The 24,314-nt window shown below is 65.3% G+C and carries 23 protein-coding genes; 11 read left to right on the top strand and 12 right to left on the bottom strand.

Annotated elements, in window-relative coordinates; all coding sequences use genetic code 11:
* Position 1 precedes the first annotated feature (1 nt).
* Entirely contained in the window at positions 2-793 is a 792-nt protein-coding gene (locus OCH7691_RS02410; protein WP_085881821.1) for an SDR family oxidoreductase, read from the top strand.
* Entirely contained in the window at positions 793-1,302 is a 510-nt protein-coding gene (locus tag OCH7691_RS02415) for a L,D-transpeptidase family protein (RefSeq protein ID WP_085881822.1), read from the top strand. The genes OCH7691_RS02410 and OCH7691_RS02415 overlap by 1 nt, the downstream gene beginning before the upstream one ends.
* On the opposite strand, the gene OCH7691_RS02420 is transcribed toward OCH7691_RS02415, so the two are convergent.
* Together OCH7691_RS02420 and OCH7691_RS02425 are read right to left on the bottom strand one after the other, a co-directional pair.
* Positions 1,299-1,841 carry a 2'-5' RNA ligase family protein gene (locus tag OCH7691_RS02420; protein WP_085881823.1) on the bottom strand — a complete coding sequence of 181 codons (543 nt, stop codon included), beginning with the start codon at positions 1,839-1,841 and terminating at the stop codon, positions 1,299-1,301. The two genes, OCH7691_RS02415 and OCH7691_RS02420, sit on opposite strands and share 4 nt — an antisense overlap.
* Positions 1,842-2,549, bottom strand: a complete 708-nt coding sequence (locus OCH7691_RS02425; protein ID WP_085881824.1) for a YggS family pyridoxal phosphate-dependent enzyme — start codon at positions 2,547-2,549, stop codon at positions 1,842-1,844. It abuts the gene before it with no gap.
* On the opposite strand from OCH7691_RS02425, the gene OCH7691_RS02430 reads away from it, so the two are divergent.
* The 3 genes from OCH7691_RS02430 (at position 2,548) to OCH7691_RS02440 (ending at position 5,070) form a co-directional block, all read left to right on the top strand.
* Positions 2,548-3,183: a thiamine phosphate synthase gene (locus tag OCH7691_RS02430; protein WP_139839489.1), complete on the top strand. Its 636-nt coding sequence runs from the start codon at positions 2,548-2,550 to the stop codon at positions 3,181-3,183. The genes OCH7691_RS02425 and OCH7691_RS02430 overlap by 2 nt on opposite strands.
* A 78-nt stretch (positions 3,184-3,261) precedes the next feature.
* Positions 3,262-3,831 carry a class I SAM-dependent methyltransferase gene (locus OCH7691_RS02435; RefSeq protein ID WP_085881826.1) on the top strand — a complete coding sequence of 190 codons (570 nt, stop codon included), beginning with the start codon at positions 3,262-3,264 and terminating at the stop codon, positions 3,829-3,831.
* Positions 3,832-5,070 (top strand): glycosyltransferase family 9 protein, encoded by a 1,239-nt coding sequence (locus OCH7691_RS02440; protein ID WP_085881827.1) that lies wholly within the window; start codon positions 3,832-3,834, stop codon positions 5,068-5,070. It abuts the gene before it with no gap.
* Here OCH7691_RS02440 and OCH7691_RS02445 read toward each other — a convergent pair.
* The 4 genes from OCH7691_RS02445 to OCH7691_RS02460 form a co-directional block, all read right to left on the bottom strand.
* Positions 5,031-5,882 carry a sulfotransferase domain-containing protein gene (locus tag OCH7691_RS02445; protein WP_085881828.1) on the bottom strand — a complete coding sequence of 284 codons (852 nt, stop codon included), beginning with the start codon at positions 5,880-5,882 and terminating at the stop codon, positions 5,031-5,033. The genes OCH7691_RS02440 and OCH7691_RS02445 overlap by 40 nt on opposite strands.
* 41 nt (positions 5,883-5,923) lie before the next feature.
* A complete protein-coding gene (locus tag OCH7691_RS02450) occupies positions 5,924-7,666 on the bottom strand; it encodes a tetratricopeptide repeat-containing sulfotransferase family protein (RefSeq protein WP_085881829.1) in 1,743 nt (580 codons plus the stop codon).
* A gap of 114 nt (positions 7,667-7,780) precedes the next feature.
* Positions 7,781-8,836, bottom strand: a complete 1,056-nt coding sequence (locus tag OCH7691_RS02455; RefSeq protein WP_176244896.1) for a porin — start codon at positions 8,834-8,836, stop codon at positions 7,781-7,783.
* Positions 8,837-9,220: 384 nt separating this feature from the next.
* Complete coding sequence (locus OCH7691_RS02460) at positions 9,221-10,294, bottom strand: porin (RefSeq protein ID WP_085881831.1); 1,074 nt, start codon at positions 10,292-10,294, stop codon at positions 9,221-9,223.
* Between the two features lie 497 nt (positions 10,295-10,791).
* Between OCH7691_RS02460 and OCH7691_RS02465 the strand changes: the two genes are divergently transcribed.
* Genes OCH7691_RS02465 through holA form a run of 4 tightly spaced genes read left to right on the top strand, consistent with a single transcriptional unit; the run spans position 10,792 to position 15,541 of the window.
* Complete coding sequence (locus OCH7691_RS02465) at positions 10,792-11,364, top strand: DUF3576 domain-containing protein (protein WP_085881832.1); 573 nt, start codon at positions 10,792-10,794, stop codon at positions 11,362-11,364.
* Positions 11,365-11,409: 45 nt separating this feature from the next.
* A complete protein-coding gene (leuS, locus tag OCH7691_RS02470) occupies positions 11,410-13,995 on the top strand; it encodes a leucine--tRNA ligase (protein WP_370853100.1) in 2,586 nt (861 codons plus the stop codon).
* Entirely contained in the window at positions 13,982-14,506 is a 525-nt protein-coding gene (gene lptE, locus OCH7691_RS02475) for an LPS assembly lipoprotein LptE (protein WP_176244897.1), read from the top strand. Before leuS ends, lptE begins: the two co-directional genes overlap by 14 nt.
* A gap of 3 nt (positions 14,507-14,509) precedes the next feature.
* Positions 14,510-15,541: a DNA polymerase III subunit delta gene (holA, locus tag OCH7691_RS02480; RefSeq protein WP_085881835.1), complete on the top strand. Its 1,032-nt coding sequence runs from the start codon at positions 14,510-14,512 to the stop codon at positions 15,539-15,541.
* Between the two features lie 21 nt (positions 15,542-15,562).
* Here holA and OCH7691_RS02485 read toward each other — a convergent pair whose 3' ends face one another.
* From OCH7691_RS02485 to OCH7691_RS02510, 6 genes are all read right to left on the bottom strand, one after another.
* The gene (locus OCH7691_RS02485) at positions 15,563-16,546 is read right to left on the bottom strand and encodes a ParB/RepB/Spo0J family partition protein (protein ID WP_085881836.1); all 984 of its coding nucleotides are present in this window, start codon (positions 16,544-16,546) and stop codon (positions 15,563-15,565) included.
* 71 nt (positions 16,547-16,617) lie between these two features.
* Complete coding sequence (locus tag OCH7691_RS02490; protein ID WP_085881837.1) at positions 16,618-17,439, bottom strand: ParA family protein; 822 nt, start codon at positions 17,437-17,439, stop codon at positions 16,618-16,620.
* The gene (gene rsmG / locus OCH7691_RS02495) at positions 17,411-18,049 is read right to left on the bottom strand and encodes a 16S rRNA (guanine(527)-N(7))-methyltransferase RsmG (RefSeq protein WP_085883455.1); all 639 of its coding nucleotides are present in this window, start codon (positions 18,047-18,049) and stop codon (positions 17,411-17,413) included. The genes OCH7691_RS02490 and rsmG overlap by 29 nt, the downstream gene beginning before the upstream one ends.
* A 10-nt stretch (positions 18,050-18,059) precedes the next feature.
* Positions 18,060-19,931 carry a tRNA uridine-5-carboxymethylaminomethyl(34) synthesis enzyme MnmG gene (mnmG, locus tag OCH7691_RS02500; protein WP_085881838.1) on the bottom strand — a complete coding sequence of 624 codons (1,872 nt, stop codon included), beginning with the start codon at positions 19,929-19,931 and terminating at the stop codon, positions 18,060-18,062.
* Positions 19,932-20,008: 77 nt separating this feature from the next.
* On the bottom strand, positions 20,009-21,331 hold the full coding sequence (gene mnmE / locus OCH7691_RS02505) for a tRNA uridine-5-carboxymethylaminomethyl(34) synthesis GTPase MnmE (RefSeq protein WP_085881839.1): 1,323 nt from the start codon (positions 21,329-21,331) through the stop codon (positions 20,009-20,011).
* Between the two features lie 31 nt (positions 21,332-21,362).
* Positions 21,363-21,614, bottom strand: coding sequence for a DUF6489 family protein (locus OCH7691_RS02510; protein WP_085881840.1), 252 nt, complete (start codon positions 21,612-21,614; stop codon positions 21,363-21,365).
* A 138-nt stretch (positions 21,615-21,752) separates the two neighbouring features.
* Between OCH7691_RS02510 and OCH7691_RS02515 the strand changes: the two genes are divergently transcribed.
* Both OCH7691_RS02515 and OCH7691_RS02520 read left to right on the top strand, forming a co-directional pair.
* Positions 21,753-23,795: a thioredoxin domain-containing protein gene (locus OCH7691_RS02515; RefSeq protein ID WP_085881841.1), complete on the top strand. Its 2,043-nt coding sequence runs from the start codon at positions 21,753-21,755 to the stop codon at positions 23,793-23,795.
* Positions 23,788-24,282, top strand: coding sequence for a methylated-DNA--[protein]-cysteine S-methyltransferase (locus OCH7691_RS02520; protein ID WP_085881842.1), 495 nt, complete (start codon positions 23,788-23,790; stop codon positions 24,280-24,282). The genes OCH7691_RS02515 and OCH7691_RS02520 overlap by 8 nt, the downstream gene beginning before the upstream one ends.
* The last annotated feature ends 32 nt before the right edge of the window (positions 24,283-24,314 follow it).

Here is a 24,314-nt window from a genome sequence, read left to right on the forward strand (position 1 = left end):
CATGAGCAGCGATCCTGACAAGGCGGCCCCCGCCACCGTGCCCGCGCGGAAGCTTCTGGTGACCGGCGGCAGCCGCGGCATCGGCGCGGCGATCGCCTCGCTGTTCGCCGCGCGCGGCTGGCAGGTGGCGCTGACCTACCGGGAACGGGCCGACACCGCCCGGGCCGTGGTCGCGGAAATAGAGGCCGACGGCGGCACGGCCGCCGCGTTTCGTGTCGACGTCTCCGACGAGGCCGAAATCGTCGCCCTGTTCGACGAACTCGACCGGGCCGGCTTCACGCCCGACGCTGTCGTCAACAATGCCGGTATTACCGGGCCGAGGACCGCGCTGATGGATCTCGACGGCGGGGTCCTCGACCGGGTTCTCCGCACCAACATCGCCGGGACCATGCTGATCGCCCGCGAAGCAGCCTGGCGGATGGCCCGCTCGCGTGGCGGCAAGGGCGGAGCGATCGTCAATATCTCGTCGACCGCGACGCGCCTCGGCAGCCCCGGCCAGTGGGTTCACTACGCCGCCTCGAAGGCCGCCGTCGACATGTTCACCCAGGGTCTCGCACGCGAACTCGCGGCCGAGGGAATCCGCGTCAACGCGGTCAGCCCCGGCCACACCATGACGACCGCCGATCCGGCGGAACAGGCGCGGATCGAGGCGCGTTTCGAAGGCGAGCGGCATAGCGTGCCGCTCGGCCGCATCGGCAAGGCCGAGGAAGTCGCGGAAGCGGTCTACTGGCTTGCCGACGATGCCGCGTCCTATGTCACCGGTGCGCTGCTGCCGGCGGCGGGAGGACGCTGATGGCCCGGCGCGACCTCATCGTCCGGGACGGCACCCTCGAATTCGCGGGCCGGCGCTACCGCTGCGCCATCGGTTGCGGCGGCATCGTCAGCGACAAGCATGAAGGCGACGGCGGCACCCCGGTCGGGCGCTTTCCGCTGCGCCGGGTCTACTACCGGCCGGACCGCATCGCCACCCCGGCAATACTGCTGCCGGTCCTGGCGCTGGAGCCCGATGACGGCTGGTGCGACGATCCCGCCGATCCGGCCTACAACCAGCCCGTACGCCTGCCGTTCGCGGCCAGTCACGAGCGGCTGTGGCGCGATGACGAACTCTACGACCTGATCGTCGTGGTCGGACACAACGACGACCCGGTGGTCCCGGGTGCCGGCAGCGCGATCTTCCTGCATGTGGCGCGCCGCGACTACAGCCCGACGGAAGGCTGCGTCGCGCTGGCGCGCGAGGATCTCGCGGAGCTTCTCGGGATGCTCGGTCCCGATTGCGACCTGGTGATCGCGCCGGCCGACTAGGCCTTCCTCAGATCGCCGCGCCAGAGCCGCTCGACCGGCGGGAAGCGCAGAAGTTCAACGCTCCGAAATTCCGCGTCGATCGGCCGCCAGCGCCGCCGCAGCAGCGCCAGCGCGGTGCCGAGCCGGTCATCGCCGATTGCGACGGCCAGCGTGCAATGGGGCGTCCAGATGCCCGGCCGGTAATGCTCCCGCACCGGCCCGCCGGCTGCCCCGACGATCGTCTTGTGAAGGCCGGCCAGGGTCGCGTCCGCCGCCATCGCGAGCCAGAGGACGTTCGGTTCGCCCGGAAATATGCCGAATCCCGTCAGGGTGACGCGAATTCGCGGCGTATCGGCGACGAGCCCGGCAATCGCCGCCTCGGTTCGCGACGGATCGAGTGCATCGAACAGGCCGAGACTGACATGGGGCGGGTAGCCGAGCGCGCTTTCCGCATCGCCGAGACCAGCGGCGTCGAGCGCCGCGACCATCGTTTCGATCCGCGCCGTCGTCCGTGAATCGAACCGGAGCGTCAGGGCATAGGGCAGCGGCTGAACCGACATTCAGACGGGCCTGGCGCCGAAAATCGCCGTTCCGACACGGACATAGGTCGCACCGAACTGGACCGCGATTTCGTAGTCGCCGCTCATGCCCATGCTGAGCTCGGCGAGCCCGTTGCGTTCCGCGATGACCTTCAGGAAGGCGAAATGAGGCGCCGGGTCCTCCTCTGCGGGGGGAATGCACATCAGGCCCTGGACCGGCAGCCGGTATTCATCCCGACATTGCCGGATGAAGGCATCGGCTTCCGCCGGCACGACGCCCGCCTTCTGCGTCTCCTCTCCGGTATTGACCTGGACGAAACAGGGAAGCTCGCGACCTTCGCGGTCCATCTCGTCGCGAAGCACACGGGCAAGCTTCGGCCGGTCGACCGTCTCGATCGCGTCGAACAGGCGGACCGCGTCGCGCGCCTTGTTGGTCTGCAGCGGCCCGATCAGGTGCAACCTGGCATCGGGGAAGGCGTCCTTCAGGGCCGGCCATTTGGCCTGCGCCTCCTGCACCCGGTTCTCCCCGAACAGCCTGTGCCCGGCTTCCAGGACCGGGCGGATCGCCTCCGCGTCATGGGTCTTGCTCACCGCGACCAACCGGACCGTTGCCGGATCGCGTTGCCAGCGCCTGGCCGAGATCTCGATCCGCCGGCGAACATGGTCGAGGCGGGCCGTGGCCGAGGCGGCGCCCGGCGAAACGGTGGATTGCGGATCGGGCTCGGTCATGGCAAGAGCATCGCTGGTGATGGAAACGCGGCGGACGTTAGCAGACTGGGCAGAGAGCCTCAATCGCGCAGCCGGCGACGGTTCGGGGCTGCCGCCCTGCCTGTTGCTGACCGACCGGGCCCGGATCGCCGATCCGCGACCGGCAATCGCCGCCCTGCCCCGCGGCAGCGCCATCATCTTTCGCGACTACGACCTTGCCGACAGGGCCGAGGCCGCGATCCTGATCGGACGCCATTGCCGGCAGCACGGCCACCGTTTCCTGGTCGCCGGCGACGCCCGCCTCGCCCGGACGGTCGAAGCAGACGGCATGCATTTTCCGGAGGCACTGGTCGGCGAGGCCCAGGCTATCCGTCGCCGCCATCCGGGCTGGCTGATGACCGCGGCCGCCCATGACCGCCGAGCCCTTGACCGGGCCTCGGCCTGCGGGATCGACGCGGCCCTGCTCTCGCCGGTGTTCCCGACCGAGAGTCATCAGGGCGCGCCCGCGCTCGGTCTCCGGCGCTTTGCCGGGCTTGTCCGCATGGCCCGCCTGCCCGTCTATGCGCTGGGCGGCGTCAATCGCGGCAATGCCGGCCTCCTGGTCATGAGCGGTGCTGTCGGGATCGCCGCGATCGGCGGCTGGGAGGACGACTGAGCGGGATTCCCGCCATTGCGGGGCGACAGCGGCGGCCTATAGACTGCGCGCCATTCCCAACGGCCCGGACAAAGTTGCATGCGATTGAATCTTGGATGCGGAAGCGACCGCCGCGACGGCTGGCTCAATGTCGACAGCCAGGCGGCGTGCGAGCCCGATGCCGTCGTCGACCTGGAAACATTGCCCTGGCCCTGGCCGGACAATGCCGCGGCCGAGGTCGCGATGCGCCATGTCCTTGAACATCTCGGTGCCGAAACGAGCGTTTACCTCGGTATTATCAAGGAGCTCTACAGGGTGATGAAGCCGGACGCGACCGCGACCATCACCGTGCCGCATCCGCGGCACGATCACTATCTCAACGACCCGACCCATGTCCGTCCGATCACGCCGCAAGGGCTCGAGATGTTCTCCAAGTCGCGCAATCTGAAATGGCGGGCGAGCGGCAACCCGGCGACACCGCTCGGTCTTTATCTGGATGTCGATTTCGAGATCCAGTCGGTCAACGTCCTGCCGGACGAGCCCTGGAGAAGCCGATTCCAGAAGAAGGAAATCAACGGCAACCAGCTGGCCGAGGCGGCCCGACTCTACAACAACGTGATCATGGAGACGACGATCGTCCTCCGCGCAATCAAGACGGGCGACGCCTGAATGTTTCCGACACAGGATACCGTCACCGCGCTGCTGGAATTCATCGCGCGGGCCGAGTTCCGCTTTCGCCAGCACAACTCGAGCGAGGCGGCGACCCAGGCAGGCGTCAAGGGCGAGCGCTACTACACCACCTCGCAGCAGTTCCTCGACCAGGCCGTCGCGCCCAACCCGGCCGTGTTCCGCGTCACCAGACCGCAAGCCCGGCTCGCCGCGCTCAGCCGCGCCGCCTGGGCCGATGCCGATGTGGCCGGCAAGCGGGTACTGTTCCTGCTGCCGAGCCAGGCGCTCGGCTCGAATGTCGCGACGCTCCTGTTCCTGCATGCATTCGCCGAACAGCGGAGGCCGGCGAAGATCGGCGTCTTCTGCGCCCGCTCGACCGCCGACATTTATGACCGGAGCGCGATCATCCAGAACTACCCGCTCTGGGTTTCGCGCCGCGACCTGAAGCGCTGGGACCTGATCGTCGATCTCGGCCATCTGGAATCGCGGCGCAATATCGATCTCTGGCCGGTCGACATGGAGGCCGAGCTGCTCGAGGCGTTCGGGCTCGAACCGGCCGAGGGTTATCCGGCCGATGCACGCGCGCTGCCAACCGATCGGCCGCTGCGGATCGGCATCCTGCCGCTCGCCTCCTCGCCGATCAGGACATTGCCGCCCGAAGCGACGGTTGCGCTGGCGCACTACCTGTCCGGCGAAGGCGATCTGTCGATCGCGCTCAACCGGGACCAGCAGCAGGGCCGTCTGCATGCCCAGTCTGTCGCCGGGAAGCTCCCCGAGACGGCCCATGTGATCGACGGCTTCGACAGCATCGGCGCCCTGCTCGACTATCTGTCCGGGCTCGATTACGCGGTGCTGGCAGATTCAGGCCCGGCCCATATGACAAAGCTGTTCGGGACGCCCGGCGTCGCGGTCTATTCCTCCGCCCCGGCCGACATATTGCAGGGTCGGTTCCGCAATCTTTCCGCCTGGACCGTCCCCTATTCGGGACCGCATTGCGCGACCCCCTGCGGTCTCGCGAAGATCCGCCAGACCGCGAGCGGGCGGATCGGCTGCATGGGCTCGCTCGGCGTTTCCGTCGACCAGTTGCCGACGACGCCGACCCGGCCGGACCCGGCGGCGGTGACACGGCTGATGCGCGAGCCGGTTCCCTGTATCGCCGCACTCGCCGCCGAACCGGCGGCGCTGGTCGACTTCGTCCGTCAGGATTTGTCGAGCCAGCGGCGCGCCGCGTCGAGATAGCCGAACCTGGCCATCAGGTCCTCATGCGCCTCGACGAGGGCGCGGACCTGGTCGGGGGTAAGGACACGACGCCATTCGCCGGCCCGTCCGGAGCGGAAGAAACGCTCGGCGCTTTCCGACTTTTCCTTGAATCCGTGCCGTGCCTCCTGCCCGGCCAGGACCTTGAAAGAGGCCGCGTTGATCGCCTTCCGCAATCGTTCCGGAGTCGGATTGAGGCCCAGAAACCTTGCCGCCTTGCCGAAAGTCGCCTTCGGTTTGTCGGTCATATCCTCATAGCGAACGACATGCAGGTTGGCCTTCAGATTGAGCCAGCTCCGGGCGTGGCCCGACCAGGAGCCGAAGATCTGTGGCAGATTTACGGCGTCGGGGGCGGAGCCGCCGGTCGGCGAGTTCAGCAGTTCCACCGCCCCGTCCATGTCGATCCCGAAATGGTGCGCGGCGGAAATGCAGACGTCGAGCGGGTTGCGGATCACGTAGATCGCGCCCGCCGTATATTCCATCGTGATCAGCGGAACGTCCCAGTTCAGGCCGATCATGTTGTGGGTTTTCACGAAGACCGAATCCGGAGTTGCCTCCGCCATCGCCCGATGGACAACCGGCGTCAGCGCGGCGAGTGCTTCCGGCGCCATGTCGTCGAGCGGCTTCGGCGCGATCTTTTCGTACCAGCGCTTCTGGGAATCGCCGAACGCGAACTGGTCGAGCTCGTTGATGTTCACCGGCTGGGCTGGATTGCGCAGCAGGTTGTGAAGGAAGGCGCGCAACCAGGTATTACCGGATTTCGGATAGGATGCGAGCCAGACGATACCGCCCATTATCTCTTCTTCCCGTCGTCTAGTTGGATCCGCGGCGCGATTCAGTCGACGCGTTCATAGCCGAATTCCGCGATATACGGGGAAAGGATTTCCATCAAGGGGGCGAGCGCCCTGGCATAATGGCGATGGCGCGCGACCCGGCCCGCCGTGATCGGCCGGTTGACCGCGTCGCGGCTCGGCGTCGCCACGTGCCGGGCAGCGACCTCGCCCCGCCGCTCGAGCAGGTCCGAATCCCACGCGAGCCCGAGCCATTCGAAGAGCGGCCCGAGCACGGCCTGGGGATCCCGTACCAGATCCTCGTATCGATATTCGAAGTGATCCAGGCGAAGATCGCGCCGGTAACGCAGCCAGAGCCCCATCACCCCGTCGTATAGCGCCGCGGTGGCGCCGAGGTCGGTGAAATTCGCCATCGCGTCGTTCTGGGCGAAATGCTGCATGAAGGCGCTCAGGCAGACATCCCGGGGATCGCGGAGCGCGACAATGACCTTCGCGTTCGGAAAGAGCCGCCGGACCAGCGGCAGTTCGACGATATTGAGCGGCAGCTTGTCGAGCAGCCGCCTGCCCTCCAGAGTGGCCCCGAACTCATCCGCCGCGATCTCGGCAAACAGGGCGCGGAGTCGCCCGATCGCTTCGGCTGGCAAATCCGGGACGATGTCAGGGTAGCGGGCGGAAGGGCCGGCAGTCCGCGCAATCTCCGGCCGGAGCATCTGCAACGGGCTTCGCTCGCCACTGGTCACGAGGTCCGGATGGGCGGCCAGCACCGTCTCCAGCAGTGTCGTTCCAGAACGTGGGAAGCCGACGAAGAAGATCGGCGCCACGGCAGTCCCGGCCGGTGCCTCTTCCGCTGCCAGTCCCGTCAGCCGTTTCGGCGTGAAAACCGCCGCGGCGCGGCGGAGCTCGGCCATGTAGCGACGCCGGTCGACACCGGCCCGCGCGCCCAGCGTCCGTCGACGGGCACCGGCCTCCTTGAATGCGGCGAGTGCGGCGTCGTAGTCGCCCTGGCGGTCGAGCAGGTGGCCTTTCAGGTTGATCGCCTCGGCCAGCACTGTCGGATCGGCCGCACCGGCGATCAGGGTTTCGACCGCATCCAGCGCTTCCGCCGGCTTTCCCTCGCGGAAGTCGATCTGGGCAAGCAATAGCCGCATGACCGGCTGGTCCTGTTGCACCGATAGCGCCCGCCCGGCGGCATCGCGAGCGCCGCCGAGATCGTTCAGCATTTCGCGCACAAGGGCGAGGTTCGCCCAGGCCCGCGCGTTCGTCGGGTCGTCCGCGACGATCGACTGGAAAAGTTCGGCCGCTTCGCCGGCCCGGCCGCGCTGCTGCAGGACCCCGGCCAGGTTGTTGACGGCGGCCGCGGAACCGGGTTCCAGGTCGAGCGCCCGGCGATAGGCCCGCTCGGCGATCCCAAGCGCGCCGGCCCGGGTCGCGGCGTAGCCCAGCGCGATCTGGCAGTCGGCATCGACGGGGGCGAGATCGGCAATCCGCCGGGCGGCATCGAGCGCGGCATCGGCACGGCCGGCGCGGTCCTCGATATCGGCGAGCAGACGCCAGCCGTCGAGGAGGGCCGGATCGCGTTGCAGCGCCTCGCGGACGGCATTGCGGGCGGCGGCCATATTACCCTGGCGGGCGGCGAGAATCGCGAGGCCGAGTCCGGCACGCGCGGCGATCTCGGGCGAGCCCGCCGGCTGGGTGAGCAGGGATCGATAAAGTTGTGCCGCCGCCGGGATTCGGTTCCGGGCGGCGAGGCCATCGGCCTTGGCAAGCGTCCGTGACTGGTCGGTCATGGCTTCGGCAATAGCGCCGGGCGGCGTCGGACGCAACTGTCCGGGATGGGCATGTGCCCAAAAAAGAAGAGGCGGGCCGAAGCCCGCCTCTCCCCAACCTGAAGGTCGGTTCGATCAGAACGCGAAGTGCGTACCAACGAAGCCGGCCCAAGTCTCTTCGGTCGCGATCGTGACGCCGTTGTCGCCATCCCAGTACTGGATGCCGCCAAAGAGGACCACGCCCGGGCCGAGGGTGTAGGATCCGCCAACTTCGACGGCCTTCACGTCCCGGTCGCCGCCAGCAGCCGGCTCGATCTCGAACTGGGCATACTGGATGCCGACGCCCCACGGGCCCATGGCGTAACGAACGCCAACGTTCCAGTCGGTGGTGTCGGTGTTCGCGGCGCTCTCGGCCTGGTGGAACGCACCACCAACCGTGAAGCCGGCGAAGGTCACGTTCAGACCAGCGCTCCACTCTTCCGGCTCGTTGCCAACGCCTTCATCGTCGCCCTGGCCGTAGGAACCGGAGGCCTGGATCTCGATGGCGTCCCACTTGCCGGTGTAGTTCACACCCACTTCGAAGATGTCACCGGTGGTGCCATCGGCGAAGGTGTCGAACTCGGAACCGCTGTACGTGCCGCCGCAGCCGGACTCTTCGCAGTTGTCAGGCGTGTAGGACACACCGAACTGGAAGCCGGAGAAACGCGGCGTGAAGTACGTGATCTTCTCGGAGTCGCCCGAGAGGTTCACCGGGTTCGTGTGCGGGAAGTTGCCGGTGATGCTGATGTTCGGCGAGTTCAGGCCGAATGCCCAGTAGGACGGCGCCGGGGAGGCGACGGCCATCAGGTAAGCAGCGGAGTTCTCGGAACCGATGTTCACACGACCCCAGTTGCCGGCGAGGAACACGAAGCTCTCGTCGATCTGGTCGCCGCAGGTCTCGGCTTCGAGCTGCACCTGGACACCGACCTGCAGGCCGTTATCAAGGGTGGTGGAACCACCGAAGATAATTTCAGCTTCACGCTGCAGGGTACGGGAACGACGGCCGGCGTCGTTGTCATAGTCGACAAAGACGAAGGCAGTCTGGAAATAGCCACCAACCGAGACCTGGATGGGCTCGGCAGCCTGAGAGCCGGTGGCCGCGAAAGCGCCGACAGCGACGAGCGCCGTGGTGCCGTAAAGGATCTTTTTCATGGGCTCCCCTCTAGGAACATTATGAAAATCACAATGATTCATGAGGCCTCTTGACCCCATTGATCGAGGGAATAGAGCCATTCGCGCCCTGATGGGTCAAGCGATATGCTGATGTAAGCGATGCGAAATTCGCGCACTGTGGCAATATCGGCACACCACGCCCGGCGAATTTGCCGCCAACACCGCGAAATCTTTGATTCCAGAGGGTTGCGAGTAATGGCTTCAGTAAGAACTCAGAAAGATCTGTCGTTGCGCCAGGTCTCCGGTCAGTTTGCCATGTGATGGGACACACGCGGGCATCGGATCATGGAACGATCGTGAATCGGGGCGCACCGGGAGAGAGACGAGCCAGCCCCCGTCTCTCTCCGCTGCACATGTCGACGATCAGAACGAGAACATCGTCCCTATGAAGCCGACCCAGGTTTCGTCGTCGGCGATCGTCCCCGCTCTGGCGCTGGCACTGTCGTAATCGCCTTCCCAATACTGGACGCCTCCGAACAGGACGACGCCCGGCCCGAGATCGTAGGATCCGCCAACCTCCACCGCCTGGACATCGCTTCTGTTGCCATTGTTCGGATCGATCTCTATCGCGGCATACTGAATACCGACACCCCAGGGGCCTGTTGCGTAGCGAACGCCGACATTCCAGTCCGTCGTTTCGTCACCGATAACGCTGTCGAATTCGCGGTAACCGGCACCGATGGTGAATCCCGCGTAGCCGACGCGCACACCGGCGGACCATTCTTCCGGACCGTCACCCGTGCTTTCATCGTCGGCCGTGCCATACGAACCCGAGGCTGCAAACTCGATCTCGTTCCACTTGCCGGTGTAGTTCACACCGATCTCGATCACATCGCCGACACTGCCGTCGGACCCGTCGTCGAACTCGGAGCCGCTGAAGGTACCGCCGCATCCGCCTTCCTCACAGGCGTCGGGTGCGTAGGACGCACCAAGCTGGAAGCCGGCGAAACGCGGGGTGAAATAGGTGACCTTCTCGGCGTCGCTGGTCAGCGAGACCGGACTGGTATGGGGAAAGTTGCCGGTCAGGCTGATGTTCGGCGAGTTCAGGCCGAATGCCCAGTGCGAGGGCGGCGCCGATGCGACATGCATCAGGTAGGCCGCCGAGTTTTCCGAACCGATATTCAGACGACCCCAGTTGCCCGCCAGATAGATGAAGCTTTCGTCGATCTGGTCAGCGCAGGTCTCGGCTTCGAGCTGCACCTGGACACCGACCTGCAGGCCGTTGTCGAGAGTTGTGGAACCGCCGAAGATGAGCTCGGCTTCACGCTGCAGGGTACGGGAGCGTCGGCCATCGTCGTTGTCATAATCGACGAACACGAAGGCCGCCTGGAAATAACCACCGACCGTGACCTGGATGGGCTCGGCCGCCTGGGCGCCGGTGGCCGCGAAAGCGCCGACAGCGACAAGCGCCGTGGTGCCGTACAGGATCTTTTTCATGGGCTCCCCACTCCGAAAATGAGTCGTTCCTAAAAAGTCGACTACAGCATGACCTCATGTTGCGTCGACAGTTGAGCGAACCGGGGTTGTAACGGTCAATTAACGACCTCGTGAGCCATTCTCAAGTTCTTTTCAAAAACTCGTGACTGAATGCCTAGACAAAGTTGGCATCGACAACAAACATATTCATTAGACATACGAACGAGACCGGGTTTATCCGCCATTCCTTAAGTACAACACTTTGCATGTATATACTTTGGAGTAATATTGTCTGTCGGTGACTTGCATAGCCGCCCGGACGCTGGTCCGGGAAGGTCGATCATCCGGACAGTTGCCGGTTCCGGGGATACCGGTCAGACCGGCGTCTGCGGCCTGCGCATCCTGCCCGATTATCAAGCGTTGCGACGACGAGGTTGTTGAGCGGCGACGGCACGCCATCTATAACGGCCATTGATGTTCGTCGAGAACAAGTACCCAGACACGGACCCTTTCGAATCATGACCAGTGGCACCGAGCCGGCAAAGCAAGGCCGATGGTTTTCCGTTTTGGCGATCGTCCTGGCAGTGGCCGGAACGCTGACCCTCGGCGGCTGCGAGAATTTCGACACCACCGACACCGCGCCGGCGCCGAAAGGCCGGCAGACGGCGACCGATATCAACGACCCGAACCGGCAGACGATTTTCGGGCTGGGCGGCATCCTGGGCGGCGAAAATCGCGACAAGGAACAGGGGACGGCCGGCGGGATCGGCGTCAACAGCTTCCTGTGGCGCGCCTCTCTCGACACCCTGGCCTTCATGCCCCTGACCTCGGCCGACCCGTTCGGCGGCGTGATCATCACCGACTGGTACAGCCCGCCGGAAACCCCGGGCGAGCGCTTCAAGCTCACGGTCTACATTCTCGACCGGCGGCTTCGCGCCGATGGCCTCAAAGTCTCGGTATTCCGCCAGGTCCGCGACCAGGGCGATTCCGGCTGGGTCGACAGCGCGACCAGCGAGGAAACCTCGGTCAGCCTCGAGAACGCCATCCTGACCCGCGCGCGCCAGCTCCGCATCGACCAGATCGGCGAATAGTCCCGTTACCAGTGCCGGTCCGGTCCGACCCGGACCAAGGGTCACATTTCAATTCAGGCAGCTTTTAACATGTCGCGTTACAATGCCAAGGAAGTCGAGGCCAAGTGGCAGCAGGCCTGGTCCGAGCAGCGGATATTCGAGGCCAGGGCTGAGCCCGGCCGCCCGAAATACTACGTGCTGGAGATGTTCCCCTACCCGTCCGGGCGCATCCACATGGGGCATGTACGGAACTATACCCTCGGCGACGTGGTTGCCCGCTATCGCCGCGCGCGCGGTTTCAATGTCATTCACCCTATGGGCTGGGACGCGTTCGGACTGCCGGCCGAGAATGCCGCCCGGGACAAGGGCATCCATCCGGCCCGGTGGACCTACGACAATATCGCCAACATGCGGGCCGAGCTGAAAAGCATGGGCCTGGCGATCGACTGGACCCGCGAGATCGCGACCTGCCACCCCGGTTACTATGGCCATCAGCAGAAGCTGTTCCTCGATTTCCTGAAGGCCGGGCTGGTCGACCGCAAGGAATCGGCCGTCAACTGGGATCCGGTGGACCAGACGGTGCTCGCCAACGAACAGGTCATCGATGGCCGGGGCTGGCGGTCGGGCGCACTCGTGGAGAAGCGCAAGCTGGCCCAGTGGGTGTTCAGGATCACCGCCTTTGCCGATGAGCTCCTGGAGAGCCTGGGCGAACTCGAGCGCTGGCCCGCGCGTGTCCGCCTGATGCAGGAGAACTGGATCGGCCGCTCGGAAGGCGCCTATGTGAACTTTCCGATCGTCGGGCGGGACAGCGCGCTCAAGATCTTCACGACGCGGCACGACACGCTGTTCGGGGCGAGCTTCATGGCCCTCTCGGCAGATCATCCGCTGGCCCGCCAGGCCGGCGAGAAGGATCCGGCTGTCGCCGACTTCATCGCAGAATGCCAGCGCATGGGGACCACCGAGGAGGCGATCGAGAAGGCCGAGAAGCGCGGCATTGACATCGGACTGCGGGTTCGCCATCCGATCGACCCGAGCCGCGAATTGCCGGTCTATATCGCCAATTTCGTCCTCATGGATTACGGCACCGGGGCGATCTTCGGCTGCCCGGCCCACGATCAGCGCGACTTCGATTTCGCCACCCGCTACGGCCTGCCGATCGTTCCAGTCGTGGCGCCCAAGGGCGACGCGGCGGCGGTCGCATCCCTCGATACGGCTTACGTGGGCGATGGCCTGCTGATAAATTCCGGATTCCTCGATGGCATGACGGTCGCCGACGCGAAGGCGGCGATGGCCGAGAAGCTCCGCGAACTCGACGCCGGCGAGCCGACTGTGACGTTCCGCCTGCGCGACTGGGGATTGTCGCGCCAGCGTTACTGGGGCTGTCCGATCCCCGTCATTCATTGCGAAAGCTGCGGCATCGTACCGGTGCCCGAGTCTGACCTGCCGGTGATTCTTCCCGACGACGTGACGTTTGACCGGCCCGGCAACCCACTCGACCATCATCCGACCTGGAAACATGTCGATTGCCCGTCCTGCGGCCGGGCAGCCCGACGCGAAACCGACACCATGGACACTTTCGTCGATTCGTCCTGGTACTTCGCACGCTTCTGCTCGCCGCGGGCGGATGTCCCGATCGTTCGGGAAGAAGTCGATTACTGGCTTCCGGTCGACCAGTATATCGGCGGTATCGAGCATGCGATCCTGCACCTGCTTTATTCCCGCTTCTATTCCCGGGCGATGAAGCAATGCGACTGGGTTTCGGTCGACGAACCGTTCGACGGCCTGTTCACCCAGGGCATGGTCTGCCACGAGACGTACAAGAGCGCCGACGGCGCCTGGCTCTATCCGGAAGAGCTCGAATGGCTCGAGGATGGCGGCGTGCGCGAGCGTCAGTCCGGCAAGCCGGTCACGGTCGGCCGTTCGGAATCGATGTCGAAGTCGAAAAAGAACGTCATCGACCCGGGCGCCATCATCGACAAGTACGGCGCGGACACCGCGCGCTGGTTCATGCTGTCCGACAGCCCGCCGGAACGGGACATGGAATGGACCGACGCCGGGGTCAGCGGCGCCTGGCGGTTCAGCCAGCGGCTGTGGCGGCAGATCGTCGAATCCGCGCCCCGTCACGCGGCGGCCCCGGATGCCCTGCCGAACGACATCGACGATGCCGGGCTCGCCGTTCGTCGGGCCACGCACAAGACGATCCGGGATGTCGGCGCGGCGATCGATGGTTTCCATTTCAACGTCGCGGTCGCCCGCATCCACGAATTCTCCCGCGTCCTCGGCAGCTATGAGGGTGAGGGTCCGTCGGCCGACTGGGTAATCCGGGAAGCGCTCGATGCGCTGGTTCGCCTGTTCGCGCCGATGATGCCGCATCTGGCCGAAGAAGCCTGGTCAACCCTAGGGCATTCAGGGCTTGTTGCGGAGGCGGAATGGCCGGCTTTCGACCCGCAACTGGTGGTCGACGACACGGTTACCATCGTCGTCCAGGTCGGCGGCAAGACGCGCGCCAAGCTCGAACTGGCACGCGATCTGGACGAACGTGCCGTGCGTGAAGCGGCCTTCGCCAGTGACAATGTCGTCCGGGCGATGGCCGGCAAGACGGCACGCAAGGTCATCGTCGTACCGAATCGGCTCGTCAATGTCGTGGTCTAGACGGCAGGTTCTCGGCGCTCTCGCGCTGCTGCCACTCGGCGCCTGCGGTTTCCAGCCGCTCTATGGCGAGCGTGGAATCGCCGGCGGCAAGGTGGCCCCCCTCCTCGGCGCCATCAAGATCCAGAACGTGTCGATCGCGGGCGAATTCTCGCGATTCGGCTTCGAGCTTCAGGAGCGGCTGATCGATCGGCTGACACCGAAAGGCCAGCCGGCCGCGCCACTTTATGCGCTCAAGGTGGACGCCGCGGTGTCACGGTCGAACCTGCTGATCCAGCTCGACAATACCGTGCGACGGCGAAACCTGACCATCCGCGCGAATTTCGAACTCGTCGATCTCAGCGACAACAAGGTGGTCTATTCGAGCCAGACCCGCGCGTTGTCGAGCTACAACATCGTCGATTCCGATTTTGCCAACCTGATCAGCGAACGGGATGCCGGCCTTCGCGCCGCCAAGTCGGTCAGCGAGGAAATCACCATCCAGCTCGCCAGCCACTTCTCGCGCGTCGGCTGAGCCATGCGTTTCCGGCCCGCCGACTTCAACGCCCTCCTCCGCGACGGCCGCGGCGACATTCGGGCGCTGCTGCTCTACGGGCCGGACGAGGGACTTGTGCGCGAACGCGCCCGGGCCATTGTCCAGTGGGTTCTCGGCGCCCCGGACGATCCGTTCCGACTCGCCCGTATCGACGCGTCGGAACTGGCGGACGACCCCGCACGGCTCGCCGACGAGGCGGCGGCGCTGGCCTTCACCGGCGGCCGGCGGCTCGTGCATGTCCGCGACGGCTCCAACCGGCTGACACCGCTCTTCAAGGACTTCTTCGCCGATGCGCCGGGCCAGGCCTTCGTGCTCGTCGAGGCGGGCGCGCTCAGGACGCGGGACAGCCTGCCGACCCTGTTCGAGAAGGAAGGAACGGCGGCCGTCCTGCCCTGCTACCCGGATGAGCCCGCCGACCTGGCCGAACTGCTGCGAGACGAGCTGCGGCGCGCCGGTATCGGCGCCGATCCGGATGCGCTCGCCTTCCTGCAGACCGTCCTCGGGCAGGATCGGGCCTTCGCCAGGAATGCACTGGAGAAACTCAGGCTCTACAAGCATGGCGATGACGGCCCGCTCACCCTGCAGGAAGCGCGGGATTGCGTGGCCGACTCGAACGAGTTCCGCTTCGACGCCATAGTCCGCGCGGCGATGGAAGGTGATCAGCCGGCGCTCGATCGGGCGCTCGATACGGCGTTCGGCGAAGGCATGTCGCCGGTGGCGATCTTCCGCGTTACCCAGAACCAGGTGCAGCGCCTGCTGGAACTGGCGAGTAGCGGGCGGAACCCGAGCGAGGCAATCGGCAAGCTGCGACCGCCCCTGCCGCCGCGCGCGAAGCAGGAAATGGCCCGGCAACTGCGACTATGGCCACGCGACAAGCTGGCCGGCGCGCTGCGGCTGTTGCTCGAGGCCGAGCTCGACGCGAAGTCCTCCGGACTTCCCGACCAGGCGATCTGCCGGCACGCGCTGATGCGACTCGCCACCGCAGGCCGCGTCTTCGCCAGCGGGCGCCGCTGAACCGGGCACCCGGGTCGTCGGTCAATGATCGGATTTGTCGTCCAGATCGGCGAGGTCGGCCGCGATCGCCGCCGTCGGATCGATATCGCCCAGGGCCTCTTCCTCGTATGACCCACCGTCGTTCCGGTAGTCTATGTGGCGGGAAAGCCGGCGGCAGATCTCGTCCAGATCCTCGAGCGTCTCGTAGTGAATTGTCAGCAGTCCGCCGGCCATGCCGCGATGCTCCAGCGTCACCTTCATGCCGAGCGTCGCCGACAGGTCGCCCTCGAGAGCGGCCGTATCGGAATCCTTTTGTGGCCGGGGCTTTCGCGGTGCCTTGGGCTTGTGGCCTTCCGCCAGCTTCTCGACCTGCCGGACATTCAGGCCCTTGGCAACGATCTGCCTGGCGAGCCCCTCCGGATCGTCCGCGGTAATGATCGCCCGCGCCGCGCCGGCCGAGATCTTGCCCTCGTCCACCAGCGCCAGGACACTGTCCGGCAGGCTCAGGAGCCGCAGCATGTTGGCGACATGGGAACGGCTCTTGCCGAGGCCCTTGCTCAGTTGCTCCTGGGTATACTTGAACGATTCGATCAGCGCGTGGTAGCCGCGCGCCTCTTCGACCGGGCTCAGATCCTCGCGCTGGATATTCTCGATGAGGGCGATTTCGAGGGTATCGGCATCGCTGAGATCGCGGATGACGACCGGGACCTCATGAACCTCTGCCCGTTGGGCCGCCCGCCAGCGCCGTTCGCCGGCGACGATCTCGTAAACGTCTTCCTCGTTTGCGATCCGGCGCACCAGGATCGGCTGCAGGATGCCCTTCTCGCGGATCGATTCGACGAGACCCTGCAGGCTCTCTTCCTCGAAGCGCCGACGTGGCTGATTGGCGTTCGGCCGAATCTGGCCGATCGGCACCAGTTTGCCGGAGCGGATCCGCTCGAGACTGGCCATGTCCGCCGCGTCATCGTCGCCGAGCAGCGCCGACAGGCCACGGCCCAGTTTGCGCTTTCCGATATCCTCGATCATGGATGCCAATCCTCTGCCCCGACCCGGATATATGGTCGCATTATCGGGGGAGCAATCAAATACGGGATGGTTCAGGCGGCCTGCAATGCGCCCTCGCGGCGGATCATTTCACGGGCGAGCCGAATATAGGCCTGGCTGCCGGCGCATTTGTAGTCATACACCAGTGCCGGCTTGCCGTGGCTCGGCGCCTCGGAAATTCGTACGTTTCGCGGAATGATCGTTTCGTAGACCTTGCTTCCGAGATACGCGCGAACATCTTGGGCGACCTGGTCGGAAAGATTGTTCCGGCGGTCAAACATCGTCAGGACGACACCTTGTATCTCCAGACCCGGATTGAGCGAATGGCGAACCCGCTCCAATGTCCGGATGAGAAGGCTCAGGCCTTCGAGCGCGAAGAACTCGCATTGCAGCGGCACCAGGACCGCGTCAGCCGCGACCATCGCGTTCAACGTCAGCAGGCTCAGCGACGGCGGGCAATCGATCAGGATGAAGTCGTACAGCGACCGGACTGGGTCGATCGCTTCCTTCAGACGATGGCTGCGGCGCGGCACGTCGACCAGCTCGAGTTCGGCGCCGCTCAGATCGGTGGTGGAGGGCACCACCTCCAGGTTCGGAATGCCGCAGCGGACCGTCGCCCGCGAGATCGGCGTATCACCCAGAAGGCAATGGTAGATGTTCTCGCCGACGGCGCGGCGGTCGATGCCGAGCCCCGTGCCGGCATTGCCCTGCGGATCGAGATCGACGATCAATACGCGGCGGCCGATTGCCGCCAGTCCGGTCGCCAGGTTGATGGCGGTCGTGGTCTTGCCGACCCCACCCTTCTGATTGGCAACGGCGAGCACGCGCGCGCGGGCGGGCGTCTCGTCAGGGATCCCGTCGATCGAATGCAACATTGTCATGTCGGCGAAGGCCCTTCCAGCGGAGGATGACTCCGTCCGTTGCCGTTTGGCTGGGGAGTCGGTCAGGCGTGATATTCCAATATTTAGCGGCTTCGGTCAACTCAGCGTCTACATCTTGACCCTTCGGAAAGAGAAAGATCGTGTCCTCCCGGGCAAGCGGCTCGGCCAGTTCCAGCAGGCGCGCGACCGGCGCCAGTGCCCGCGCCGATATCACCGCCGCCCCGGTTACGGGGACCTCCTCGATCCGGCAGTTATGGACCGTCACGACGGTTTCGGTCTCACGGGCTACCTGACGGAGAAAAATGCATTTCCGGAGGTCCGATTCGACAAGATGAACATCACTGGCGCCCAGGATGGCCATGACCAGACCGGGAAAACCGGCACCGCTGCCCAGGTCAACCCAGGGTCCGGCCGACATCTCGGGGACATGCGACAGGAGTTGCGCGGAGTCGAGAAAGTGACGGCGCCAGACATCCTCAAGAGTACGCTTTCCGACGAGATTGATGGCCCCCTGCCACTGCCGGAGAAGGATCTCGTAGCGCTCGAGGCGCTCCATTGTTTCACGTGAAACATCGGCGCGGGCAGAGAACGCCTCCGCCGTCAGGGACCGGACATCAGGCCGACTGGTCATAGGAGCGCTTTTCGGCGCGACGAATATGTCCGAGTATCGCCGTGAGCGCCGCGGGCGTGACGCCGGGAATGCGACCGGCCTGTCCGAGACTCGCCGGCCGGGCCGATTTCAGTTTCTCCCGCACCTCGTTGGAAAGCCCCGTAACCGCATCAAAATCGAGATCCGGGCTGAGCCGGAGCGCCTCGTCCCGGCGGAAGGCGACGATATCCGCCGATTGCCGGTTCAGATAGGTCGCGTAGACCGCCTCGATCTCCAGGCATTCGGCGACCTGGGCCGGGAGGTCTCCGAGCTCCGGCCAGATCTTGTGAAGCGCCGAAATCCCGATCCCCGGGTAGGACAGGAGCTGAAACGCCGACCGGTTGACCCCGTCCTGGTTGATCGGGAGACCCGCCCTGGCAGCAACAGAGGGCGATACCGTCAGCGAGCGCATCAGCGTCAGTGCTCCCTCGATCGCCGCCGCCTGGTCCCGAAAACGCGCCGCGCGGTCGCTCCCGACAAGTCCGAGATCGATACCCTTCTGCGTCAGGCGGCGGTCCGCGTTATCCGCCCGCAGACTGAGCCGATACTCGGCGCGGGAGGTGAACATGCGATAGGGTTCGCTCGTTCCCTTGGTGACGAGATCGTCGATCATCACCCCGATGTAGGACTCGCTTCGGTCGAATACGACCGGGTCCGACCCGGCGGCCGATCGTGCCGCGTTCAGCCCGGCGACCAGACCCTGGGCGGCCGCTTCCTCATAGCCCGTGGTACCGTTGATCTGGCCGGCAAGATAGAGGCCGGGCAGACGCTTCGTCTCCAGCGAGGGCAGCAACTCGCGCGGATCGACGAAGTCATACTCTATGGCATAACCCGGGCGGATAATCTCCGTTCGAGCGAGGCCGGGGATCGTGGCCACCAACGCCTTCTGGATCTCGGCGGGCAGAGACGTCGAAATCCCGTTGGGATAGACGGTGTCGTCGTCAATACCTTCCGGCTCGAGAAATATCTGGTGTCGATCACGATCCCCGAAGCGGACAACCTTGTCCTCGATGGACGGGCAATATCGCGGCCCCGTCCCCTCGATCTGGCCCGAATAGATCGCTGCGACATGAAGATTCGCGCGGATGATGTCGTGGGTCGCGCGCGTCGTTCCGGTTATATGGCATGGCACTTGTGGCGCCGTAACCCGCTCGGTCAGAAACGACAGGAACTCCGGGGCCTCATCGCCGTCCTGAACGTCAAGCCCAGCCCAGTCGATTGTCGACCCGCGCAGACGGGGCGGCGTCCCGGTCTTGAGACGCCCAAGGCGAAACTCGAGCCGTTCAAGCGTGAGGGCCATTCCCACCGATGGCGCGTCACCGACGCGACCGGCCGGCCAGGTTTCGGAACCCAGATGGATAAGGCCGCGCAGGAATGTCCCGGTGGTCAGAATAACCCGTTCAGCAGTGAAGCGCCGGCCATCCTCGGTGACTATACCTGTAACCCGCCCGTTCCGGATCGCCAGATCCTCTGCGGCGGCCGCCACCACCTCAAGATTCGCGGTCCCGGAGATCTCCGCCTGCATCGCCGCGCGATAGCGGGCCCGGTCCGACTGGGTACGCGGCCCGCGGACCGCTGGTCCCTTGCGACGGTTCAAGAGGCGATACTGGATGGCCGCCGCGTCCCCGATCCGGCCCATGAGGCCATCGAGGGCATCGATCTCGCGCACAAGATGTCCCTTGCCCAGTCCGCCGATAGCCGGATTGCAGGACATCTCCCCGATGGTTTCCGGCTTGTGGGTAATGAGCAGCGTGCGCGCGCCAATGCGCGCCGAAGCCGCAGCGGCTTCGGTACCGGCATGGCCGCCCCCGATGACGATGACATCATATGCACTCACCCCGGCTTTTTATGGACCTCCGTTGCCGCTGTCAAAGCCGTTGATGCCGCGCGATGTTTCACGTGAAACAATTCACGTCATTTGCCGATGCAGAAATCCCTGAACACCACATCCAGAAGCTCTTCGATATCGACCGCCCCGGTCACACGCCCTATCTCACGAACTGCCATCCGCAGATCCTCGGCCACGAGCTCCAGGGGCTTCTCCTCGGCAAGCGAGCCCATCGCCTCGACCGCCCGTTCCAGTGCCTCCCGGTGCCGGGCGCGTGTCAGGGCTGGCGCATCCCCAACGGCGAAACGAAACGCGATCGCTTCCGAAAGCCCGTCCAGCAGGGCAGATAATCCGGCTCCGCTCCGCGCCGAAATGGCAAACGCCTTCCCCGTCAGGACGTCCACCGTGTCTTCCCCGAGGCAATCGATCTTGTTCCAGACGACAATCCGGTCAGGATCGTCGCCCGACGGCGGCGGGACCGGATCGGTCGCGTCGACAACGAAAAGCCGGATATCCGACTCGGCCGCCCGCCACCGCGCCCGCCGAACCCCCTCGATCTCGACCGGGTCCGTGCTCTCCCGAAGTCCGGCGGTGTCGGTCATGAGAACCGGATAACCGCCGAGATCGAGATAGACTTCCAGGATATCCCGGGTGGTGCCGGGACGATCGGCGACGATGGCCACGTCCCGTCGAGCCAAGGCATTGAGAAGGCTCGACTTCCCGGCATTGGGAGCGCCGACGATCGTCACGCGGATCCCCTCCCGAAGCCGTTCCCCCCTGTGCCCGTCGTCAAGATGGGCGCGTATCTCCGCCTTGACCGATGCCGCATCCGATAGAGCTGAAAGAGCCGCTGTGTCCGGCACTTCCTCGTCGGGAAAATCGAGAACCGCCTCGACATAAGCCAGAACCCTGAGCAACCGTCTCCGCCAATCCTCGTAAAGACCGGCAGTCGTCCCGCTCATCTGCCGCAGGGCCTGCTCGCGCTGCCGCGCGGTTTCCGCATCCACCAGATCGGCGACCGCCTCCGCCGCCGTCAGGTCGAGTTTTCCGTATTCGACGGCCCGCCGGGTGAATTCCCCGGGCTCGGCTGCGCGCAGTCCTTCGATCGCAGAGAGCGCGGACAGGATCCCCTCGGTAACCGCCCGACCACCATGACCATGAAGCTCGACCAGGTCCTCGCCGGTAGCGCTCGCCGGACCCGGGAACCAGAGCGCAAGCCCCCGATCGACAACGCCGTCGCCGTCCCGGCCCAGGAAATCCGCAAGCACCGCCCGCCGCGGAATCGGCAACGCCCGCCCGGTCACGGTCTCAAGCGCCCGTCCGGCTGCCGGCCCGGAGATCCGAAACACGGCAATGCCGGCCCGTCCCCGTCCGCTCGACAGGGCGTATATTGTCTCGTCACGTCTCATCGAATGGCCACCGACATCGAAAGCCGGGCGCTCACTTCTCGCGCGATCCTCCACCGGCTCCACCGAACTGGGTCCAGAACGCCTTCTGCATCTGCTCCCAACCCTGGATCCCGGCCGGAAGCCAGGTCTTCAGAAGGCTCTCCGGGTCCATGCCACTCATCGCCTCGACCATGCGCTTCTGCATCTCCCGCATCACCTCCTCCTGCATCGGCTTGACGTCGGGGAGACCGAAGAAGCTCCGCGCCTCTTCCGGGGTGCAATCCACATCGACCGTGATCTTCATATCAACGCCTTTCCCGCGATTAGCCCTTGTCTGTCCGATCGAGAAAACTAGGCTAAAGAGCAGGCTGCGGCAATCGCCGCGCCGGCCTGACCCTACCCGCCGCAGCGTCGTCGGAACGCCCGGACCGAAGGACCCTCAATGCGCAACGTGCTCGACCAGGAAACCAGCCCGTACCTCCTCCAGCATGCGGACAACCCGGTACACTGGCAGGCCTGGAACGCCGACAGCCTTGACCGGGCCCGGCAGGAGAACAAGCCGATCCTGCTCAGCGTCGGCTATGCCGCCTGCCACTGGTGCCATGTCATGGCCCACGAAAGCTTCGAGAATCCGGATATCGCGGCGGTCATGAACGAGCTCTTCGTGAGCATCAAGGTCGACCGCGAGGAACGTCCGGACATCGACCAGATCTACCAGGCGGCGCTCGCCCATCTCGGCCAGCAGGGCGGCTGGCCGCTCACCATGTTCCTCACGCCCGATGGCGAGCCATTCTGGGGCGGCACCTACTTCCCGAGCGAACCGAAGTACGGGCGGCCGGGCTTTACCGACGTCCTCCGTGCCGTCCGCCGGATCTATGACGAGGAACCCGACAAGGTCGAAAGCAACCGCTTCGCCCTTCAGCATGCCTTGATCCAGCAGAACGCCGCCGGCGACGCCGAGCCGGCGAACATCGGGCCCGAGCTGCTCGACCGAATTGCCGAGCGTATCCTGCAGGAAGTCGACCCGGTGAACGGCGGGATCGGCGGCGCACCGAAGTTTCCGCAAACCTATATTCTCGAACTGCTCTGGCGCGCCTACCGCCGCACGGGACGGAACGAATTCGCGGCCGCGGTGACGCTGACCCTCGATCGCATGTGCCAGGGCGGCATCTATGATCATCTCGGCGGCGGTTTCGCGCGCTATTCCACCGACGCCGCCTGGCTCGCCCCGCATTTCGAGAAAATGCTTTACGACAACGCGCAACTTCTACGCCTTCTTCTCCTTGTCCATGACGAGACCGGCTCAAGCCTCTACGAGGCCCGGATACGCGAGACCATCGAATGGCTGCTGCGCGAGATGATTGCCGACGGCGGCGCCTTCGCCGCCACCCTCGACGCCGATTCGGAAGGCGAGGAAGGACGTTTCTATGTCTGGCGCGAAGCCGAGATCGACGCCATCCTCGGGACCGATGCCGCGCTGTTCAAGACTGCCTATGACGTGACACCGGACGGCAACTGGGAAGGCAAGACAATCCTCAACCGGAATGCCGACCCGACGGACCGGACGCCGGAAGAGGAAGCGACCCTCGCCCGCTGCCGCCAGACCCTGCTCTCCTTTCGCGATCGCCGCGTCCGGCCCGGCTGGGACGACAAGGTACTCGCCGACTGGAACGGCCTGGCGATCGGCAGCATGGCACTGGCGGCTGCGCGCTTCCGGGAACCTTCCTGGCTGGAAGCAGCGGAAGAGGCTTTCGACTTCGTCCGCACCGGAATGACCGTCGACGGCCGGATTTGCCACAGCGCGCGGGCCGGCCGGCTTCTGCGTGCCGCCATGCTGGACGATTACGCGAACATGGCAGACGCCGCCCTCCTGCTCTACGAAACCACCGGAAAGGACGGCTACCTGGAGGCCGCACAGGACTGGGCCGAGACAGTCGAAGCCCACTACCGGGACGAGGCCAATGGCGGCTATTTCTTCACCGCCGACGACGCGGAGGCCCTCATCGTCCGCAGCCGCCAGATCAGCGACAATGCGACCCCCTCGGGCAACGGGGTGATGCTTGCCGTACTCGCCCGCCTCTACCTGCATACCGGCGCCGAACGCTGTCGCGCCCGCGCGGAAACGCTCATCGATGCCTTTTCCGGCCTTGTCCGGCAGAATTTCTTCCCGCTCGCGACCTTCCTCAATGCCGTCGAATTCTTCCACGCGCCGGTCCAGGTTGCCATCATCGGAGATCCCGACGCCGCAGGCACCTGGGCCCTCCGCAATGCCGCGCTCGGTTCCGGTGAACCCAATCTGTCGCTCACCGTCATCCCACCGGACCGTGACCTGCCACCGGCGCACCCGGCCAGGGGCAAGGCGCCGAAAGACGACGGCGAACCGACCGCCTATGTCTGCGTCGGGCCGGTTTGCTCGCTGCCCGTGACCAGCGCCGCGGCACTCATCGAGGCCTTGCCCAAACCAGGACAGACAAGACATGGGTGAAAATCACGCGGTTCGCCAACGCACGGTGATGAGCCCGCTCGGGCCACTCACGATCACCGAAGAGGACGCACATATCGTCGCGCTCGACTGGGGTTCGGGGCCGCCGGAATGTCAGGCAGACACGCCTCTACTCACCCGTGCCGCCGCACAAATCAACGCTTATTTCGATAACGTAATAAAAAACTTCTCATTGCCGCTGAAACCCGCAGGCACTGCGTTCCAGCGCGCGGTCTGGGCCGCGATGCTTGAGATCCCGCCCGGGCGAACCGAAACCTATGGCAGCCTCGCCGCCCGCATCGACGGCATCGCGCGCGCCGTCGGCACCGCCTGTGGCGCCAATCCGATCCCGATCATCATCCCCTGTCACCGGGTCGTGGCCGCAAAGCATCTGGGCGGCTACAGCGGGGACGGAGGTCTGGACACGAAGCGCTATCTGCTGACACTCGAAGGCTGCGCGGACTTCTCCGATCAGCCGACATTGATCTGACACCAACGACAATCCATCCAGGGAGACAAGAC

The organism is Oceanibacterium hippocampi (assembly GCF_900172325.1).
Lineage (GTDB): Bacteria > Pseudomonadota > Alphaproteobacteria > Sneathiellales > Sneathiellaceae > Oceanibacterium > Oceanibacterium hippocampi.

Coding starts and splice junctions, on each gene's coding strand:
- OCH7691_RS02410 (WP_085881821.1), top strand. CDS start 2: ATGAGCAGCGATCCTGACAAGGCGGCCCCCGCCACCGTGCCCGCGCGG.
- OCH7691_RS02415 (WP_085881822.1), top strand. CDS start 793: ATGGCCCGGCGCGACCTCATCGTCCGGGACGGCACCCTCGAATTCGCG.
- OCH7691_RS02420 (WP_085881823.1), bottom strand. CDS start 1,841: ATGTCGGTTCAGCCGCTGCCCTATGCCCTGACGCTCCGGTTCGATTCA.
- OCH7691_RS02430 (WP_139839489.1), top strand. CDS start 2,548: ATGGCAAGAGCATCGCTGGTGATGGAAACGCGGCGGACGTTAGCAGAC.
- OCH7691_RS02425 (WP_085881824.1), bottom strand. CDS start 2,549: ATGACCGAGCCCGATCCGCAATCCACCGTTTCGCCGGGCGCCGCCTCG.
- OCH7691_RS02435 (WP_085881826.1), top strand. CDS start 3,262: ATGCGATTGAATCTTGGATGCGGAAGCGACCGCCGCGACGGCTGGCTC.
- OCH7691_RS02440 (WP_085881827.1), top strand. CDS start 3,832: ATGTTTCCGACACAGGATACCGTCACCGCGCTGCTGGAATTCATCGCG.
- OCH7691_RS02445 (WP_085881828.1), bottom strand. CDS start 5,882: ATGGGCGGTATCGTCTGGCTCGCATCCTATCCGAAATCCGGTAATACC.
- OCH7691_RS02450 (WP_085881829.1), bottom strand. CDS start 7,666: ATGACCGACCAGTCACGGACGCTTGCCAAGGCCGATGGCCTCGCCGCC.
- OCH7691_RS02455 (WP_176244896.1), bottom strand. CDS start 8,836: ATGAAAAAGATCCTTTACGGCACCACGGCGCTCGTCGCTGTCGGCGCT.
- OCH7691_RS02460 (WP_085881831.1), bottom strand. CDS start 10,294: ATGAAAAAGATCCTGTACGGCACCACGGCGCTTGTCGCTGTCGGCGCT.
- OCH7691_RS02465 (WP_085881832.1), top strand. CDS start 10,792: ATGACCAGTGGCACCGAGCCGGCAAAGCAAGGCCGATGGTTTTCCGTT.
- lptE (WP_176244897.1), top strand. CDS start 13,982: ATGTCGTGGTCTAGACGGCAGGTTCTCGGCGCTCTCGCGCTGCTGCCA.
- holA (WP_085881835.1), top strand. CDS start 14,510: ATGCGTTTCCGGCCCGCCGACTTCAACGCCCTCCTCCGCGACGGCCGC.
- OCH7691_RS02485 (WP_085881836.1), bottom strand. CDS start 16,546: ATGATCGAGGATATCGGAAAGCGCAAACTGGGCCGTGGCCTGTCGGCG.
- OCH7691_RS02490 (WP_085881837.1), bottom strand. CDS start 17,439: ATGTTGCATTCGATCGACGGGATCCCTGACGAGACGCCCGCCCGCGCG.
- mnmE (WP_085881839.1), bottom strand. CDS start 21,331: ATGAGACGTGACGAGACAATATACGCCCTGTCGAGCGGACGGGGACGG.
- OCH7691_RS02510 (WP_085881840.1), bottom strand. CDS start 21,614: ATGAAGATCACGGTCGATGTGGATTGCACCCCGGAAGAGGCGCGGAGC.
- OCH7691_RS02515 (WP_085881841.1), top strand. CDS start 21,753: ATGCGCAACGTGCTCGACCAGGAAACCAGCCCGTACCTCCTCCAGCAT.
- OCH7691_RS02520 (WP_085881842.1), top strand. CDS start 23,788: ATGGGTGAAAATCACGCGGTTCGCCAACGCACGGTGATGAGCCCGCTC.